This window comes from Mycobacterium sp. ML4 (assembly GCF_054515735.1).
This window is the reverse complement of record NZ_JBTNSY010000010.1, coordinates 95,961-113,219: the sequence shown is the minus strand read 5'-3', so window position 1 is coordinate 113,219 and position 17,259 is coordinate 95,961. Positions and strand designations below refer to the sequence as shown.

Annotated in this window: 16 protein-coding genes and 1 pseudogene; 12 read left to right on the top strand and 5 right to left on the bottom strand. The window is 66.5% G+C overall.

Annotation, left to right across the window (positions count from 1 at the left end):
• The 7 genes from ACX9NE_RS13520 to ACX9NE_RS13490 all read left to right on the top strand — a co-directional run bounded on the left by ACX9NE_RS13520 (position 1) and on the right by ACX9NE_RS13490 (position 7,404).
• A complete protein-coding gene (locus tag ACX9NE_RS13520; RefSeq protein ID WP_459362046.1) occupies positions 1–906 on the top strand; it encodes a DMT family transporter in 906 nt (301 codons plus the stop codon).
• Positions 907–1,180: 274 nt separating this feature from the next.
• On the top strand, positions 1,181–2,137 hold the full coding sequence (locus ACX9NE_RS13515) for a DMT family transporter (protein WP_459362047.1): 957 nt from the start codon (positions 1,181–1,183) through the stop codon (positions 2,135–2,137).
• Positions 2,138–2,187: 50 nt separating this feature from the next.
• Complete coding sequence (locus ACX9NE_RS13510) at positions 2,188–2,877, top strand: class III extradiol ring-cleavage dioxygenase family protein (RefSeq protein WP_459362048.1); 690 nt, start codon at positions 2,188–2,190, stop codon at positions 2,875–2,877.
• On the top strand, positions 2,874–3,794 hold the full coding sequence (gene miaA, locus ACX9NE_RS13505) for a tRNA (adenosine(37)-N6)-dimethylallyltransferase MiaA (RefSeq protein ID WP_459362049.1): 921 nt from the start codon (positions 2,874–2,876) through the stop codon (positions 3,792–3,794). Before ACX9NE_RS13510 ends, miaA begins: the two co-directional genes overlap by 4 nt.
• 4 nt (positions 3,795–3,798) lie before the next feature.
• Positions 3,799–4,671: a diaminopimelate epimerase gene (gene dapF, locus ACX9NE_RS13500; RefSeq protein ID WP_459362050.1), complete on the top strand. Its 873-nt coding sequence runs from the start codon at positions 3,799–3,801 to the stop codon at positions 4,669–4,671.
• 46 nt (positions 4,672–4,717) lie between these two features.
• Positions 4,718–6,154, top strand: coding sequence for a GTPase HflX (gene hflX, locus ACX9NE_RS13495; RefSeq protein WP_459362051.1), 1,437 nt, complete (start codon positions 4,718–4,720; stop codon positions 6,152–6,154).
• Between the two features lie 89 nt (positions 6,155–6,243).
• A complete protein-coding gene (locus tag ACX9NE_RS13490; RefSeq protein WP_459362052.1) occupies positions 6,244–7,404 on the top strand; it encodes an acyl-CoA dehydrogenase family protein in 1,161 nt (386 codons plus the stop codon).
• 3 nt (positions 7,405–7,407) lie between these two features.
• On the opposite strand, the gene ACX9NE_RS13485 is transcribed toward ACX9NE_RS13490, so the two are convergent.
• The gene (locus ACX9NE_RS13485) at positions 7,408–8,583 is read right to left on the bottom strand and encodes a TerC/Alx family metal homeostasis membrane protein (protein ID WP_459362154.1); all 1,176 of its coding nucleotides are present in this window, start codon (positions 8,581–8,583) and stop codon (positions 7,408–7,410) included.
• A 323-nt stretch (positions 8,584–8,906) separates the two neighbouring features.
• Here ACX9NE_RS13485 and ACX9NE_RS13480 point away from each other — a divergent pair, with 323 nt between their 5' ends.
• Entirely contained in the window at positions 8,907–11,174 is a 2,268-nt protein-coding gene (locus ACX9NE_RS13480) for an LGFP repeat-containing protein (protein WP_459377731.1), read from the top strand.
• A 30-nt stretch (positions 11,175–11,204) separates the two neighbouring features.
• On the opposite strand, the gene lexA is transcribed toward ACX9NE_RS13480, so the two are convergent.
• On the bottom strand, positions 11,205–11,927 hold the full coding sequence (lexA, locus tag ACX9NE_RS13475; protein ID WP_459362054.1) for a transcriptional repressor LexA: 723 nt from the start codon (positions 11,925–11,927) through the stop codon (positions 11,205–11,207).
• A gap of 294 nt (positions 11,928–12,221) precedes the next feature.
• Between lexA and ACX9NE_RS13470 the strand changes: the two genes are divergently transcribed.
• From ACX9NE_RS13470 to ACX9NE_RS13460, 3 genes are all read left to right on the top strand, one after another.
• Complete coding sequence (locus tag ACX9NE_RS13470; protein WP_459362055.1) at positions 12,222–12,728, top strand: LysM peptidoglycan-binding domain-containing protein; 507 nt, start codon at positions 12,222–12,224, stop codon at positions 12,726–12,728.
• A 160-nt stretch (positions 12,729–12,888) separates the two neighbouring features.
• The gene (gene nrdR, locus ACX9NE_RS13465; RefSeq protein ID WP_459362056.1) at positions 12,889–13,350 is read left to right on the top strand and encodes a transcriptional regulator NrdR; all 462 of its coding nucleotides are present in this window, start codon (positions 12,889–12,891) and stop codon (positions 13,348–13,350) included.
• Between the two features lie 21 nt (positions 13,351–13,371).
• Positions 13,372–13,857: a peroxynitrite isomerase gene (locus ACX9NE_RS13460; protein WP_459362057.1), complete on the top strand. Its 486-nt coding sequence runs from the start codon at positions 13,372–13,374 to the stop codon at positions 13,855–13,857.
• A gap of 56 nt (positions 13,858–13,913) precedes the next feature.
• On the opposite strand, the pseudogene ACX9NE_RS13455 reads toward ACX9NE_RS13460, so the two are convergent.
• From ACX9NE_RS13455 to ACX9NE_RS13445, 3 genes and pseudogenes are all read right to left on the bottom strand, one after another.
• A pseudogene (locus ACX9NE_RS13455) lies at positions 13,914–13,991 on the bottom strand (PhzF family phenazine biosynthesis protein); the annotation flags it as partial.
• Between the two features lie 149 nt (positions 13,992–14,140).
• The gene (locus tag ACX9NE_RS13450) at positions 14,141–15,166 is read right to left on the bottom strand and encodes an alpha/beta fold hydrolase (RefSeq protein WP_459362058.1); all 1,026 of its coding nucleotides are present in this window, start codon (positions 15,164–15,166) and stop codon (positions 14,141–14,143) included.
• Between the two features lie 41 nt (positions 15,167–15,207).
• Positions 15,208–16,185 carry a proteasome assembly chaperone family protein gene (locus ACX9NE_RS13445; protein ID WP_459362059.1) on the bottom strand — a complete coding sequence of 326 codons (978 nt, stop codon included), beginning with the start codon at positions 16,183–16,185 and terminating at the stop codon, positions 15,208–15,210.
• 210 nt (positions 16,186–16,395) lie between these two features.
• Here ACX9NE_RS13445 and ACX9NE_RS13440 point away from each other — a divergent pair, with 210 nt between their 5' ends.
• Positions 16,396–17,208, top strand: a complete 813-nt coding sequence (locus ACX9NE_RS13440) for a trypsin-like serine peptidase (protein WP_459362060.1) — start codon at positions 16,396–16,398, stop codon at positions 17,206–17,208.
• Positions 17,209–17,259 lie beyond the last annotated feature (51 nt).

Below are 17,259 nucleotides of genomic sequence, written 5' to 3'. Positions count from 1 at the left end.
ATGGGCAACGTCGAATATGCGACGTTGCTGGCGCTGGGCGCAGCACTGCTGGCCGGTGTCAGCTATGTGATCCTGCAGCGGTCGGCGCAACAGGTGTCCGACGAGAACGTCGGGCATCTCACGCTGTTCCAGCTGTCGCTGCGACACGTCCAGTGGTGGCTGGGCAGCCTGGCGGCGCTGGGCAGCTTCGTGTTGCAGGCGCTTGCCCTGACCCTGGGTTCGGTAGTGCTGGTACAGGCATTACAAGCCACCGCACTGCTGTTCGCGCTGCCGATCGACGCCCGGTTGACCCACCACCGCTGCACCGCCAAGGAGTGGCTGTGGGCGGTCTTGTTGGCCGCGGCGGTCGCGGTGATCGTATTGGCCGGTGACCCCACCGCCGGTTACGCACGGGCCCCGCTGCACTCCTGGCTCGTGGTGGCCGCGGTGATGGTGCCCGCGGTGTTGTTGTGCGTGGTGGGGGCGCGGGTGGCATCGGGCGCGGTTTCGGCGGTGCTGCTCGCGTTGGCGTCGGCTGCGACGCTGGCCGTCTTCACCGTGCTGACCAAAGGCGTTATGGCCGAACTCGGCGAGGGCTTTTCGGCGCTGGCGCGGGCGCCCGAGTTGTACGCGTGGATGGCAGTGCTGCCGCTGGGACTGATGCTGCAACAGTCGGCGCTGCGGCTGGGTGCGCTGACGGCGACCCTGCCGACGATCACCGTGTCCAGACCGGTGATCGCCTCGGTGCTGGGCGTGACCGTGCTCGGCGAGGTGGTGCACGCCGGTGAGGGACAGGTGCTGAGCCTGGCGGTCGCGATCACCGTCGTGGTCGTCGCGACCGTCGCGCTGGCCCGCGACGAGGCGGAGATGCTGGTGCACGAGCCCGGTGACGTCGACGCCGCCGCTGGTCACCTGGCTGTCTCCTGACGCCGGCGAACCGAACCCGGCGGGTAACGAAAGGATCCCCGTTCCGTTGCGCCTGATGGCGACCCGGTGCTGCCGGGTACCGTGAACAAAGACGCTCCGGTCGGACTTTCACAGCTGCCGCATAGCTGGCTCTGGGCAGCTTTCGGCTCGGCGAGAAAGGCTGAGCGGAGAGGGAAATCACTGTTCAGAGCGTGTGCAGAGCCATACAGTGATCGGTGAACCGCCAGCCAACGACGGGGGAACGCTGGTCGAAGTTGGGGAATTGAGGGTCGCGATGTCAATGGTCGGAATCTCCGCGGTAATCGCTGTATTCGCGGCGCTGGCGTCGGCGACGGGGGATGTGATTCGGCAGCGTTCGGCGCACGAGATCACCGACGAAGAAGAAGTCGGCCACCTCAAGCTGTTCCGCATGTCGCTGCGCGACGCCAAATGGTGGACCGGCGGCGGATGCGCGGTGCTCAACTACAGCCTGCAGGCGATGGCGCTGGTGTGGGCATCGGTGATGCTGGTGACCGCGTTGCAGGTCACCGCGCTGCTGTTCGCCCTGCCGATCTACGCCCGGCTCGCCCACCACCGGATCAAAAGGTCGGAGTGGCTGTGGGCGTCCGTACTTGCCGCATCTCTGGCCGTGGTGATCATCGTCGGTGATCCGGCCGCCGGCCACGACCGGGCGCCGCTGGGCACCTGGTTGATCGTGGCCACGGTGATGGGACCGATCCTGGTGTCCTGCGTGATCGCAGCGAAGGTGTGGTCGGGCCGTCCGCAGGCAGCGGTGCTGCTGGCGTTGGTGGCCGGTTCCTCCCTGGCGCTGTTCGCCGTGCTGACCAAGGGTGTGGTCGACGTTCTGCATCATCATGGGCTCTTGGCCGCGGTGAGCGCCCCGGAGTTCGTCCCGTGGCTGGTGATGATGCTGTGCGGAATGATTTTCCAGCAGTCGGCCTTCCGCGCCGGTTCGTTGACCGCTTCGTTGCCGACCATGACGGTCGCCAAGCCGGTGGTGGCGGCGGTGCTGGGGGTCCTGGTGCTCGGCGAGACGCTGGACGCCGACGGCCCGGAAGGAATCGTGCTGGCCATCGCGGCGGCAGTGGTGATCGCCGCGACGGTGGCCCTGGCTCGCGGCGAGGCCGCCAACATCGAAGCCGATGCCGAAGACGCCCACCACATCCCGCCGCCGGACGCCACGGTCACCACCGCCGCCGACGGCCCGGCGTGGGGTCCCACGTCGGCCTGATGAGCAGCGGTCGCGCACACCCCGGGACGCCGAGCGGATAGTTTGTTGGCGTGCTGAGCGCCATCGCCATCGTGCCGTGTGCGCCGGTGCTTGTCCCCGAACTCGCCGGGGCGGCCTCCGGTGAGGTCGCCGATCTCGCAGCGGCCGTCCTGGCCGCGGCCGCCGAGTTGCCGACACGCTGGGTTGCCGTGGGCACCGGCCAGGTGGACGCGGTGGTGAGTCCCAGCGGTGCCGGTACCTTCGCCGGGTTCGGTGTCGATGTGCGAGTTCGCCTGGCCCCCGACAGCGACGGCGAACGCGACTGGGACCTGCCCCTGTGCGCGCTGATGGCCGCCTGGGTCCGTGGCCGGGCCAGGCCGGAGGCCTCCGCCGGGGTACGCGTGTACGCGAGCGACCACGACGTCGCCACGGCGACGCTTCGCGGGCGGGAGCTACGGGCCGAGATCGACCGGACGGCGGATGCGACCGGTGTGATGATCGTCGCCGACGGCGTCAACACCCTGACACCACGGGCGCCGGGGGGTTATGACCCCGGCGGTGCCGCCGCGCAACAACTCCTCGACGACGCGCTGGCAACCGGTGACGTCGATGCGCTGCTCCGGCTGCCCGCGCCCGTCCTGGGCCGGGTAGCTTTCGCGGTGCTGGCGGGCCTGACCGGGCGCGCTCCGCGTTCGGCCCAGGAGCTCTACCGTGGCGCGCCATACGGTGTGGGCTACTTCGTCGGCGTCTGGCACCCGTGAGACCGCTTGCGATCATCGGCCCGACCGGCGTGGGCAAAACTCAATTGACCCTTGACGTCGTCGAGCGCCTCGGCGGCGCCGCGGAAATCGTCAATGCCGACGCGATGCAGCTCTATCGCGGAATGGACATCGGGACCGCGAAACTGCCCGTCGGCCGGCGCCGCGGCATCCCGCACCACCAACTTGACGTCCTGGACGTCACCGAGACCGCAACCGTTGCCCGCTACCAACAGGCGGCTGTCGCCGACATCGAATCGATCCGGGCCAGGGGAGCGGTCCCGGTGGTGGTCGGCGGATCCATGCTCTACATCCAGTCGCTGCTGGACAACTGGTCGTTTCCCGCGACCGATCCGGCGGTGCGCGCGCGCTGGGAGCTTCGGCTCGCCGAGGTCGGCGTGGCCCGGCTGCACGCCGAGCTGGCTCGGCAGGATCCCGCCGCGGCCGCGGCGATCCTGCCCACCGACGGCCGCCGCACCGTCCGGGCGCTGGAGGTGATCGAGATCACCGGCCGGCCGTTCGCGGCGTCCGCACCCCGCATCGGTGCGGCTCGCTGGGATACCGTGATCGTCGGATTGGATTGTCAGACAACGGTTCTCGATGAGAGGTTGGCACGGCGCACGGAACTGATGTTCGCCGAAGGGCTGGTCGCGGAGGTGCACGCGCTAGTGGGCCGGGGTCTGCGCGAGGGAGTGACGGCTTCGCGGGCACTGGGCTACGCGCAAGTGCTCGCGGCACTCGATGCCGGCGGCACCCCGGATCTGCTGCATCACGCGCAGGAGCAGACGTTCGTGGGCACCCGCCGCTACGTCCGGCGCCAGCGTTCCTGGTTTCGCCGCGACCACCGCGTGCACTGGATCGACCCGTCCGATGCCGGCGCGGTCGATGACGTCGTGCGGGTATGGCGGCACGTAACCTGATCTGGTGAGATTCGCCAAGGGCCACGGCACCCAGAACGACTTCGTGCTATTGCCCGACGTGGATTGCCGGGTTGCCCTCTCTGCTGTGCGCATCGCCGCTTTGTGCGACCGGCGCCGTGGCCTGGGCGCCGACGGTGTACTGCGGGTCACCACCGCCGCGGCAGCCCGCAGCGCCGGTGTGCTCGAACGGCTGCCCGACGGGGTCGGCGAATCCGACTGGTATATGGACTACCGCAACGCCGACGGGTCGACGGCCCAGATGTGCGGGAACGGGGTACGGGTCTTCGCGCATTACCTGCGCGCCAGCGGCCTCGAGACGCGGGACGAGTTTGTCGTCGGGTCGCTCGCCGGGCCGCGACCGGTCGTCATGCACCACGTCGATGCGACCGACGCCGACGTCACCGTGGACATGGGCAAGGCCAACGCGCTTGGTAGCGGCCACGCGGTGGTGGGCGGCAGGCGGTTTCGCGGCCTGGCTGTCGACGTCGGGAACCCGCATCTGGCGTGCGCGGATCCGCAGCTCACCCCCGACGGCCTGGCGGAACTGGATGTCGCGGCGCCCGTGCAGTTCGACGCGGAACAGTTCCCGGAAGGAGTCAACGTCGAGGTGCTCACCGTCCCGGTTGACGGGCTGGTCTGCATGCGCGTGCACGAACGCGGCGTCGGGGAAACCCGCTCATGTGGTACCGGAATCGTGGCGGCCGCCGTCGCGGCGCTGGACGCCACCGGTGCGCACACCGGCATACTCACCGTGCGGGTCCCCGGTGGCGACGTCAACGTCACCGTCACCGACGCCACCAGCTTCCTGCGGGGTCCGTCGGTGCTGGTTGCCCGCGGCGAGGTGAGCGGGGAATGGTGGTGCGCGCAGGAGCGTTAATTGGGGTGCATGACGCCGAGTCGGCGTGCAACATTGCTTATTGCCTATGAAAAATTCTGAGTCATTTCCCGAATTTCCCGACCACACCGTGCCGGAGCCCAGCACCGGCGAGCTGGCCCTCGAAGACCGGTCAGCGCTGCGGCGGGTGGCCGGGCTGTCGACCGAACTCGCCGACATCTCCGAGGTCGAGTACCGCCAGCTGCGGCTGGAACGCGTGGTGCTGGTGGGCGTCTGGACCGAAGGCAGCTCGGCGGACAACCGGGCCAGCCTGGCCGAGTTGGCCGCCTTGGCCGAGACCGCCGGCTCGCAGGTCCTCGAAGGGTTGATTCAGCGCCGCGACCGGCCCGACCCGTCTACCTACATCGGCTCGGGTAAGGCCCAAGAACTGCGTGAGGTGGTGCTGGCCACCGGTGCCGACACGGTGATCTGCGACGGCGAGCTGTCACCGGCTCAGCTGACCGCGCTGGAAAAGGCCGTCAAGGTCAAGGTCATCGACCGTACCGCGCTGATTCTCGACATCTTCGCCCAGCACGCCACCAGCCGGGAAGGCAAGGCACAGGTATCGCTGGCGCAGATGGAGTACATGCTCCCGCGGCTGCGCGGCTGGGGTGAGTCGATGTCGCGGCAGGCCGGCGGTCGCGCGGGCGGCAGTGGAGGCGGTGTCGGCCTTCGTGGACCCGGTGAAACCAAGATCGAAACCGACCGGCGTCGCATCCGCGAACGCATGTCCAAGCTCAAGCGTGAGATCAGGGACATGAAGCAGGTCCGTGACACCCAGCGCAGCCGGCGCCTGCATGCCGACCTGCCTTCGATCGCCATCGTGGGCTACACCAACGCCGGCAAATCCAGCGTGCTCAACGCCCTGACCGGGGCCGGGGTGCTGGTGCAGGACGCGCTGTTCGCCACGCTGGAACCCACCACCCGTCGGTCTGAATTCGAGGACGGTCGACCATTCGTCATCACCGACACCGTCGGCTTCGTGCGGCATCTGCCCACGCAGCTGGTCGAGGCGTTCCGCTCCACGCTCGAGGAGGTTGTCGACGCCGACCTCCTGGTGCACGTCGTCGACGGCTCCGACACCAACCCACTGGCCCAGATCAGCACCGTCCGTCAGGTGATCTCCGATGTGATCGCCGATCACGGCGCGCAAGCACCGCCGGAGCTGGTGGTTGTGAACAAGATCGACGCCGCCGCGGGTCCGACGCTGGCCGGGTTGCGCCACGAACTGCCCGGAGCGGTATTCGTATCCGCGCGCACCGGCGACGGCATCGACGCGCTGCGACGGCGGATGGCCGAGCTCGCGGTGCCGACCGACACCGCCGTGGATGTCGTCATCCCCTACCACCGTGGCGACCTGGTGGCGCGGGTGCACTCCGACGGGCGGGTGCAGCAGGCGGAACACCAGGCAGACGGCACCCGGATCCAGGCCCGGGTTCCGGTGGCGCTGGCCGCCGCGCTGCGGCAATTCGGTTCCAACGCCTGACCTCACGGACCGTCCCCGCCGACCAACCACCCGGTTGGTATATGTTGGGCGCAGGAGTCTTCCACCTATGACAGCCGGAGGTCGCACGCATGGGCAGCGCCGTCAAATACCAGCGCACACTGTTCGAACCCGAACATGAGCTGTTTCGAGAGTCCTACCGCGCCTTCCTGGATCGCCACGTCGCGCCGTACCACGACGAATGGGAGAAAGCGCACATCGTCGACCGCGGAGTGTGGCTCGAAGCCGGCAAGCAGGGATTTCTGGGCATGGCGGTGCCCGAGGAGTACGGCGGCGGGGGAAACCCGGACTTCCGCTACAACACGATCGTCACCGAGGAAACCGTCATCGGGCGCTACAGCGGCATCGGGTTCGGTCTGCATAACGACGTCGTCGCGCCTTATCTGCTGAAACTGACCAACGACGAGCAGAAGCAGCGCTGGCTGCCGAAATTCTGCACCGGAGAACTGATCACGGCGATCGCGATGACCGAGCCCGGCACCGGCAGCGACCTGCAGGGCATCAAGACCCGGGCGGTCAAAGAGGGTGACCACTACGTGCTCAACGGGTCAAAGACGTTCATCACCAACGGAATCAACTCCGACCTGGTGATCGTGGTGGCTCAGACGGACCCGGAGAAGGGCGCGCAGGGGTTCAGCCTGCTGGTCGTCGAGCGCGGCATGGAGGGCTTCGAACGCGGCCGTCATCTGGACAAGATCGGTCTGGACGCCCAGGACACCGCCGAACTGTCCTTCGTCGATGTGAAGGTGCCGGCCGAAAACCTGCTGGGCGAAGAGGGCATGGGCTTCATCTACCTCATGCAGAACCTGCCGCAGGAGCGGATCAACATCGCGATCATGGCGGCGTCCGCCATGGAATCGGTGCTCGAGCAGACCTTGCAATACACCAAGGAGCGCAAGGCTTTCGGCAAGCCGATCGGCAGTTTCCAGAACAGCAGGTTCCTGCTGGCCGAACTTGCCACTGAGGCCACCGTGGTGCGCATCATGGTCGACCAGTTCATCGCTTTGCATCTCGAAGAAAAGTTGACGGCTGAACAGGCCGCCATGGCCAAGTGGTACTCGACGGAGAAGCAGGTCCATCTGATCGACCGCTGCCTGCAGCTGCACGGCGGCTATGGCTACATGCGCGAATACAACGTCGCCCGTGCCTATCTCGATGCGCGGGTACAGACCATCTACGGTGGCACGACCGAGATCATGAAGGAGATCATCGGCCGCGGACTCGGTGTCTGAGGTCTAGCCCGCGGCACCGTGGGCGTCGTGTACTCGTTGCAGTAACGCGGTGAACTCGGTGTCCCGCTCGATCGCTGCGGTGTATCTGGCTGGGAGTGCATCGATCTGGCGTTCGGCGGCCAGCAGCTCGGCGTAGATCGTCTCCCGGTCGACCGGATCCTCGGTCAGGCTGAGGTATTCCACAGCGTGCCGACGCGCCCGGCTCACGGCATTCTGCGTTCGTCCGCGCGCCGAGAACAGCGACGTCAGCGTAGTTGTCAGCAGCACGAGGATGATCACCAGCAATGACACCGTCGTACTCAACTCAACCACCGCGATCGGCCTGCCGTGGTTGATGAACGGCAGGTTGTTGGCGTGCAACGCTTCCAAGATCAGCTTCACCCCGATAAAGGCCAGTATCACGGCGAGCCCGTAGGAGAGATAGACCAGCCGATCCAGCAGATTGTCGATCAGGAAGTACAACTGACGTAGCCCCATCAGGGAGAACGCGGTTGCGGCGAACACCAGGTAGATGTTCTGGGTCAGACCGAACATCGCCGGCACCGAGTCGAAGGCGAACAACAGGTCGGTGCCGCCGAGCGCGATCATCACCAGCAGCAGCGGAGTCAGAACCCGCTTGCCGTCCTGCACGATGAACAGCCCATCGCCGTCGTAGTCGCTGGCCGTCCGCAACCAGCGACTGGACAACCTGATGATCAGGTTGTCGGGGCTGCGGTCTTGTGCGGCTTCCGGTTTGGCAACCTTGCCGGCCATCATCAACAGGCCCAGGCCGAACACGTAGAACGCGGCATTGAAGCTGTCGATGAGCGCGCCACCGACCACGATGAACACCGTGCGGGCGATGAGCGCGAACACGATGCCGAACAGCAGCGCCTTCTGCTGGGCCACCCGTGGAACCGAAAAGCTGCTGATGATCAGCAGGAACACGAAAAGGTTATCCACTGACAGGGCTTCGTTGCTCAGGTAGCCGGCGAAGTATTCGACGGCCATGCGGGGGCTGCCCAGAATGGCCACGCCGAGACCGAAAAGCACCGCAATACCGATGTAGGCCACGGACCACGTCACGGCTTCACGTAGCGTCGGCACGTGGGTTTTGCGTACCTGAAAGGTGTAGTCGAACAGCATCAAGCCGACGATCAGGACGATCGTGATGGTCCAGACAAGCCCGGAAACACCCATTGGGGCGGGGTTTCCTCTCTCGTGGTTGGCCGACATGCCCGGCAGGATCTTGTCTCCGGCACGGTAACGCAATGTCGGCGCGCGCCGCAGCTCGGTTTCTCGCGACACGAGCGCGGGCCGGCATCATTTCGACATCGGCTCGGTATCCGTTTCCGTAATGTGTACGATTTGACTTCGCATTTCTCGTTCGCTAGAGCAAAGTTATGCGAGCCCGGTGACGATTCGTGTCGTAGCTGGGGAACAGCCCACGGCGGTGAAGCCGCCTGCTCGCCAGGTGGGCAGGGCATCGGCTGGGAGGCTTGGTGAACGGGCAGAGGGGTCAATTGAACAAGTTGGTCGCGCGTGCGCTGATCGGCCTGACGTCCGCCGCGCTGGCAACCGGGCTGGCCCTGGGGTTGCTGGCGCCGACCGCGTCGGCGTCTCCGATCGGCGACGCCGAGGTCGCCATGATGGCCGCGTGGGAGAAGGCCGGGGGAGCCTCGTCAACCCTCGGGGCCAGGAAAGGCGACGTCTATCCCGTCGGGGATGGATTCGCGCTGGACTTCGACGGCGGCAAGATGTACTTCACGCCGGCCACCGGCGCCAAGTTCATGTTCGGCCCGATCCTGGACAAGTACGAATCGCTCGGCGGTCCGGCTAACAGCGATCTGGGATTTCCGACCATCAACGAGGTTCCCGGTCTTGCCGGGCCCGACAGCCGGGTGAGCACGTTCTCGGCCAGCGACAACCCGGTGATCTTCTGGACGCCGGACCACGGTGCGTTCGTGGTTCGCGGCGCGCTCAACGCGGCATGGGACAAACTCGGCAGCTCGGGTGGAGTACTCGGCGCGCCGATCGGCGACGAAACCTACGACGGTGAGGTTGCTTCGCAGAAGTTCACCGGCGGCGAGGTGTCCTGGAACCGTAAGACCAAGGAGTTCACCACCAATCCGCCGGGGCTGGCCGAGCAGCTCAAAGGGCTGCAGATAGCGATCGATCCGACCGCCGCGATCAACATGGCGTGGCGCGCCGCAGGTGGCGCGAACGGCCCTCTGGGCGCCAAGAAGGACGGGCCCAGTCCCATTGGCGGCGACGGCATCGTTCAGGAGTTCAACGGCGGCAAGATCTTCTTCAGCCCTGCGACCGGCGCTAACGCCGTGGAAGGGCCGATCCTCCAGAAATATGAGTCCCTGGGTGGACCGGTCAGCAGCGACCTGGGCTTCCCGATCGCCAACGAGACCGACGGCGGCATCACTCCGGCCAGCCGGATCGCGACGTTCTCGGCAGCCGACAAGCCCGTCATCTTCTGGACTCCCGACCATGGCGCCTTCGTCGTGCGTGGGGCCATGAAGGCGGCCTGGGACAAACTCAAAGGCGCGACCGGAAAGCTGGGCGCGCCGGTCGGTGATCAGACCGTGGACGGCGACGTGGTGTCGCAGAAATTCACCGGCGGCAAGGTTTCGTGGAACCGCGCGAAGAACACCTTCACCACCGATCCGGCGAACCTGGCCCCGCTGCTGTCCGGTCTGCAGGTGTCGGGGCAGAACCAGCCGAGCAATTCCGCGGCACCGTCGCCCGGGAAGAAGTTCACCTTCCACTGGTGGTGGCTGGTGGCAGCGGTGCCGGTGCTGCTGCTGGTCGTGATGTTCGTGTTGGTGGTCATCGGACTGCGCCGGCGCCGCCATGGTCGGGACGTCCCCGCCTACGGTCACGGTCGCGACGTGGCCGAGGAGTTCGACGCCGTGGCCGAGGGGCACTGGTCGCACGATGATGCCGACTACGGTTCCGAGCGCTTCCCGCCCGTCGAGCACCACCCCGAAGAGCACGAGGTGCCGGAGTACGGCGCAGCGCCACGGGTGAGCTGGTCGCGAGGCGGGGCGGCTGTCGGCGCGCAGGAACACGGTTCTCCCCCCGGGGAATACGACGACGGCTACGACGACGACGCCTATGACGACGAGTACGCGCCGCGAGGCGAGCAGGGCGGCGATCAGGAGTACGAGGACGCCGGCGAATTCGAGGGTGACGAGGACCCCGACGCGGTCGATACCACTCCGACGCCCATCGTGACGCGTGGTGCCTTCGGTCAACTCGGGGTTGAGCCACAGATCGCGGAAACGGTGTCACCGGAGTCCTTTGCGGCGGAATCCGAGGTACCACATACACCGGCGCCGTCAGAGCAGGAGGTCGAGGTTCCGCGAACGCATCAGCCGGACGAATTCCCCGACATCTTCTACCCCCGCGGAGTCCCCGCCGAGGAGGAGATGCCCGACATGGCTTCTCCGGAGGCGGTCGAGGTCCCCGAGGTGAGAAAAGGCCGGCATGCCGCCGCCGACGACCCGGGATACGCGCCGGCAGCCGCCGAGGCGGCCTACGCGGCGGCGCCGCTGGCCGAAGCTCCGCAAGCGTCCCCGGGCGCTTCTGCGCGTCCTACCATTCATCTGCCCCTCGACGACGACCCATACCGGGCGCCCGAGGGTTATCCGATCAAGGCCAGTGCCCGGTTCGGCTTGTACTACACGCCGACCAGCGCGCTGTACCACGACACGCTGGCCGAGATCTGGTTCGCCAGCGAGTCGGTCGCGCAGGCGAACGGCTTCGTCAAGGCCGACTGACACGCCCGGAGCCCCGGTGAACCGGGGGGCCTAGACCTTTCGGATGACGGTGACGACCTTGCCCAGCACAGTCGCGTCGTTGCCGGGAATCGGATCGAAGGCCGGATTGTGCGGCATCAGCCACACCTGACCGCCCGCCCTCTTGAAGGTCTTGACGGTGGCCTCACCATCGATCATGGCGGCCACGATGTCGCCGTTGTCGGCAACGTTCTGTTGGCGGATCACCACCCAGTCGCCGTCGCAGATGGCCGCTTCGACCATCGAATCGCCGACCACCTTGAGCAGGAACAACGTCCCCTCGCCGACCAGCTCGCGCGGTAGCGGAAAGACGTCCTCGACCGCCTCCTCGGCGAGAATCGGACCACCGGCCGCGATACGCCCCAGCACGGGTACGAATGTCGGTTCTGGCAGGGCGTCGGAGCCGGCCACGTCGGTGGCGGGCGGCGTGACGGCGTCGTCGGCCGCGCGGACATCGACGGCGCGCGGACGGTTAGCGTCGCGTCGCAGGTAGCCCTTGCGTTCGAGGGTGCGCAACTGGTGGGCGACCGAAGACGTCGATGTCAGGCCCACGGCGTCGCCGATCTCTCGGATGCTCGGGGGATATCCGCGGGAGGTGACCGAGGCACGGATTACTTCGAGGATGGTGCGCTGCCGCTCGGTCAGCGGCGCGTCGACGGCATGCGGGCGGTCATCGTGCGCGGCTCCGCCGGAGGCGGTTCGATCAGCTACCGGGGGGTCGTTGCTGTCGTTCATGGCACTGAATGTAACCACACCTGGCCGCAGAATCAAACATGTGTTCGACCGGCGTGTCACATCTGGCCGGAACCGCCGTCCAGCTGGCCGGATTCGGCGAATCACAAGCGTGTAACTTTCTGCCGGATCGGGTATTCGAAAGTCATCCAGCTGGTTGCACCGACAAACTCTTGTCGGTGGCGAGGTTTATCGTTTTGCTCGCGCGACACGCGTCGCTCAGATGTTCGATATCGAACACTTGAGCGACTACGGTCGAACACACGAGCGACACGGAGTCGAGCCGGAGGCAACAAGATGACTATCAGCTACGCGGGCCCACAGCGCACCTGGAACGGCCAGAGGCTGGTGAACAGGCCTGTAAACAGGCCGATCGACGAATCGTCGCGCTACCGCGCGGGGCGGGTCCGTTCAAACAGGCCCGGCCCCGCGCGCCCGGAAGGTGCGCCGCTGCGCTACCACGGCACCGGTGTCGCGGTATCGACGGCGTCGCACCGCCGGCGTCCGGTCTCGGTGCTGACGACGGCGGCCCTGGCGTTGGTTGCGGGCCTCATCACACTCTGGCTCGGGCTCATGGCCAATTTCGGGAGCATGAGAAACCAGGAACCGGCCGATGTGTCCGCCCAGGTGCCCTCGGCGCTCGCAGTGGTGCGCGTGGAACCCGGGGAATCGCTGCAGCAGTTGGCGACTCGCGTCGCGCCCGGGGCGCCGGTCGGCGATGTCGTGGAACGTATCCGGAATCTGAACGCGCTGGACTCCAACGCGGTGTCGGCAGGTCAGACGTTGATCGCGCCGATTGGCTAGGGCTGCGGCGTACCGCGAATGCCGCTCTGCGCCAACGCTCCTCGGTGATCATCGCGGGGGGCACAGTCGGATCGTGCCAGCGTTGGCCCCGTCGCGAATGCGCAGGTACTCTCGGGTTGGTTCTGCGGTACCCCTGATCAGGCGCGGCAAAGGAGCGGTTATGCACTGCCCGTTCTGCCGGCATCCCGATTCCAGGGTGATCGATTCGCGGGAAACCGACGAAGGCCAGGCCATTCGTCGCCGCCGGTCCTGTCCCGAGTGTGGGCGCAGATTCACCACGGTGGAGACCGCGGTGCTGGCCGTGGTCAAGCGCAGCGGTGTGACGGAGCCGTTCAGTCGCGAAAAAGTGATCAGCGGTGTGCGCCGGGCCTGTCAGGGCCGACAGGTCGACGACGACGCGTTGAATCTGCTGGCCCAGCAGGTGGAAGATTCGGTACGGGCCGCCGGGCCGGAGGTTCCCAGCCACGAAGTCGGGTTGGCCATCCTGGGCCCGCTGCGCGAGCTGGACGAGGTGGCCTACCTGCGTTTCGCCTCGGTCTACCGGTCGTTTTCGTCGGCCGACGATTTCGAGCGGGAGATCGAGGCGCTGCGTGCTCATCGCAACGTGTCGACTCCGGGCTGATCGGGGCCCTAGGCTCCTCTCATGCCAGTAGACCTACATCCCGATCTGGAAGCATTGGCGCCACTGCTGGGCACGTGGTCCGGCCGAGGGGCGGGTGAGTACCCCACCATCGAGCCGTTCGAATACTTCGAAGAAGTTGCTTTCACCCATGTGGGCAAGCCATTTCTGGTCTACGCGAAGACGACGAAGGCGGCCTCAGACGGCAGACCCCTGCACGCCGAATTGGGCTACCTGCGGGTGCCGCAACAGGGGAGTGTCGAGTTCGTCCTCGCGCACCCGAGCGGAATCGCCGAAATCGAGTTAGGCACGTACTCGGTCGTGGACGGCGTCATCGACATCGAGTTGGCCACCAGCGAGATTAAGCTCACCCCGACGGCCAAAGTGGTGACGGCGCTAAGCCGTTCCTTCCGCATCGACGGTGATGAGCTGTCCTATTCGCTACGAATGGCTGCGGTAGGGCAATCCGAGCAGCATCACGTCGCTGCTGTGCTGCGGCGGGGAAGCTGAGGCCGCCCGTTCCGCCGGCGCGCTGATCGCGGTGAATTCGACCTAGTGACTCACCCCACCAGGCCAGCAGGCACCCGCAGCGTGCTGATCGGCGTTCCGCGACGGCGTAACCACCACGACGCGCCGACGCTGGGGGGCCAGTTCGGTGCGTGGGGTCTAGAGATGATGGCGCGGTCGTCGCGCCGTCGCCGCGCAACTCGACAAAATCGTTTCGCTGTAACCCCTGGCCGGCGTCGACCACAGCCAAGACGTCGATGCTCACGACCTGACCTACAACGGCGGATCAGGTGGCGCTGCGCTCGTCGGCTCCCATGGCGTTGAGTACGGCGACTCGGGTGTCGGTCGGCCCGGACACCGTCCGCTCTCCGCCGCCGCTGCGCAGCAGCTCCCGCAGTGCGGCCTGGTCGTACACCGGGGGCTCGGTGGTGTCGATGAAGCGCTGCACGACGTCGAGGAAACGGGCGGGGTCGTCGTGGAACGGGAAATGAGCGGAGTTCTCGAAGATCTCCAGTCGCGAGCCAGGCATCGCGGCGTGCGCCATGTGAGCGTGCCTGACCGGGATCACCGAGTCCTTCTGACCCCAGATGATCTGCACCGGGATGGCCTCCGTCAAATAACATCGGTCGAGCATTGTGACGATCTGGCCGCGCCAGTCCACGACAGCCCGAAGGGTGCGGGTGAACGCCGAGGATGCCGTCGGCTCCGGTAGGTCGTCGAGGATGCGCAGCATGTTGGGCAGATCCCGGCCCAGAGCCGTCGAACCCAGGGCAAGGCCGGCGAGGCGACCCATCAACTGAACCGCGGGCAACACCATGGGCAGACGCAACAGGGCCAGCGTCTCAGCGCCCATCGGTAACGACGCGAACCGCAATGCGATGTTGACGTCCCTGGTCACGCCACCGGCCCCCACCAGGATCAGCCTGTCGACCAAATGCGGGAACTGGTAAGCGAATTGCATCGCCACACCGCCGCCGAGCGAATGACCGATGATGGTCACCCGCTCGATGTCCAGCACACTGAGCAGGTCGCGCATGCCGTTGGCGTAGGCCGCGGTCGAGTAATCGGCGCGCGGCTTGTCCGACTTGCCGTGGCCCAACAGGTCCGGCGCAATGACGGTGAAACGCTGTGCCAACTTGGCGTGGACGCCGGTCCAGGTCGTCGAATTGTCGCCGATGCCGTGGATCAGCAGGACTGCCGGACCGGATCCCGCGATGCGGAACGCCCGCTTGTAGCCGTGAATGGAGCGGAATTGCAGCGACGGGGTTGTCACTTCCCGCACCGGGCGAAGACTGCGCGTTCGCTCGGTCATGTCGCCAACCTCGTCGTAGGGCCGTGTAGGCGTCTGTGCGGTTAGTTCGAGTCGTCGTCGTCGAATTTCTTCTCAGCCTGCTGGGCCAGGAACCGCTCGAACTCGGCGCCCAGCTCATCGCCGCTAGGCAGATCCTCGTCGTTGGTCAACAAAGATCTATTTTCCTGAGCGTCAATGAACGCATCGTACTGGCGCTCCAGAGCGGCCACCACTTGAGCGACTTCTGCACTCGCCTGCACCTGTTCGTCGATCTTGGCTCGGATCTCGGTCGCCGCCTCGGCGAGGGCGGTCAGCGGCAGCTCCAAGGATCCGGTCTTGGCGACCTGTTCCAGGAGCGCCTGGGCGGCGGCGGGATAATCGGTCTGGGTCAGATAGTGCGGGACGTGCACCGTGAATCCGACGACTTCGTGGCCGTGCTGTGCCATCCGGTATTCGAGCAGGTTGGAAGCGCTGCCGGGAACCTGGATCTCGGATATCCACGGTTGGAAGTCGCTGATCAGGGCCGGGTTGTTCGAGTGTGCGGTCATGGTGACCGGACGGGTGTGCGGAACGGCCATCGGGACAGTGCCCAGTCCGATGGTCTGCCGGACCCCGAGCCGCTCGGCGAGCAATCGCACCGCGGTGATGAACCGCTCCCACTTCAGGTCCGGCTCCATGCCGGAGAGCAGCAGAAACGGGGTGCCGACCGTATCGCGCAACGCGTAGAGGCTCAGCTCAGGATCGTCGTAGTGGGTGAAGTGGTCGGTCTTGAACGTCATGAGCGGCCGCCGAGACCGGTAGTCCAGCAGTTCGTCGATCGCGAAGGACGCGACCAGCTCGGTGTCCAGCGCCGCCTTGAGGTGTGCTGAGGCCAGCCGAATGGCGTGACCGGCGTCGGAGAAGCCCTCCAAAGCGTGTACCAAGACCGGACCGCGGCCGTCTGACGTCGACAACACGGGCGCCGGGAACTCAAGCTCGTACATGCCCGGTTGTCCCGGCTGATACTCCTGCGCCTCGCCGGAGTCATAGTGGTCGGACATTGGCGCTGCTTCCTCTCGGGGGTCTCGCGAAAGTCTCTTCAGGGTGCCCTGTCCAGTGTCGCTCAATCGACCGGAATTCATTATCGAACACCACACCTGCCGACGGTCGAGGCAGCCACAGCGCCCGGGCACTAACTTTGCTGCGGTACGTATCAACGCACAAGGGTCGGTTTCTATTGGCTTGCCAGCCCTTCCCTTCAGGCATGATGGATGGCGATGCGCGCCATGACGGGGATGCTGTGCCTGCCGATCGGCCTGACGTTGTTGTTCACGTCATGCGCCCGGCCCGTTCACCATGCGTCCGTCAGCAGCACCTCGGTGCCGCGGTCGACCAGCCCGGTGCAGCGGCTCAGCGAACCCGGGAGCGTGGCGCCGGACCCGCGTGTGGGCGCGATATTCCGCGGTGTCACCCAACTAGGGGGGAACCTGCACGTCTGCACCGGCGCGGTAGTGCACTCTCGTGGCGGTGACCTGGTGTTGACGGCTGCACATTGCCTACTCGGTGACATCGACGCGACCTTCGCCCCCGGTTTCGCCGGTGACGACACGTCCACCGACACCTTCACCGTTGCCGAGGTCTTCTTCGACCCGCGCTGGACGGGCAGCCGCGATCCCCGCGCGGACTACGCTATCGCGAAGGTGAGCGGTGGCGGGTCGCTGGAGCGTCGGGTCGGCGGCGGCTTCTCGTTGGGCACTTCGCCGCCACCGGGTAGCCGCGTGAGTGTGACCGGATATCCGGCCGGCGTCGGTGGGCGTCCCATCGCGTGCCAGGGCACCACCGGCGTCAACGAGCGTGGATTCCCTTCGTTGCCCTGTCAAGGGCTCGTCGACGGTACCAGCGGCGCACCATGGGTCAGCGAGTCCACCGTCGTCGGGGTGGTCGGTGGCTTCGAAGGCGGTGGCTGTACCGAAAACCTCTCGTACTCAGCGCCTTTCGACGAACGTACCGCGCAACTGCTGGCTCGTGCCGAAGCCGGCGGGCCAGGCGACAGCCCGCCGGCCGACTATGACGACACCTGCTAATCAACACTGGTGGCGACCCGCTGCGCGTGGCTGCGCCGCGCTTGCGATCGC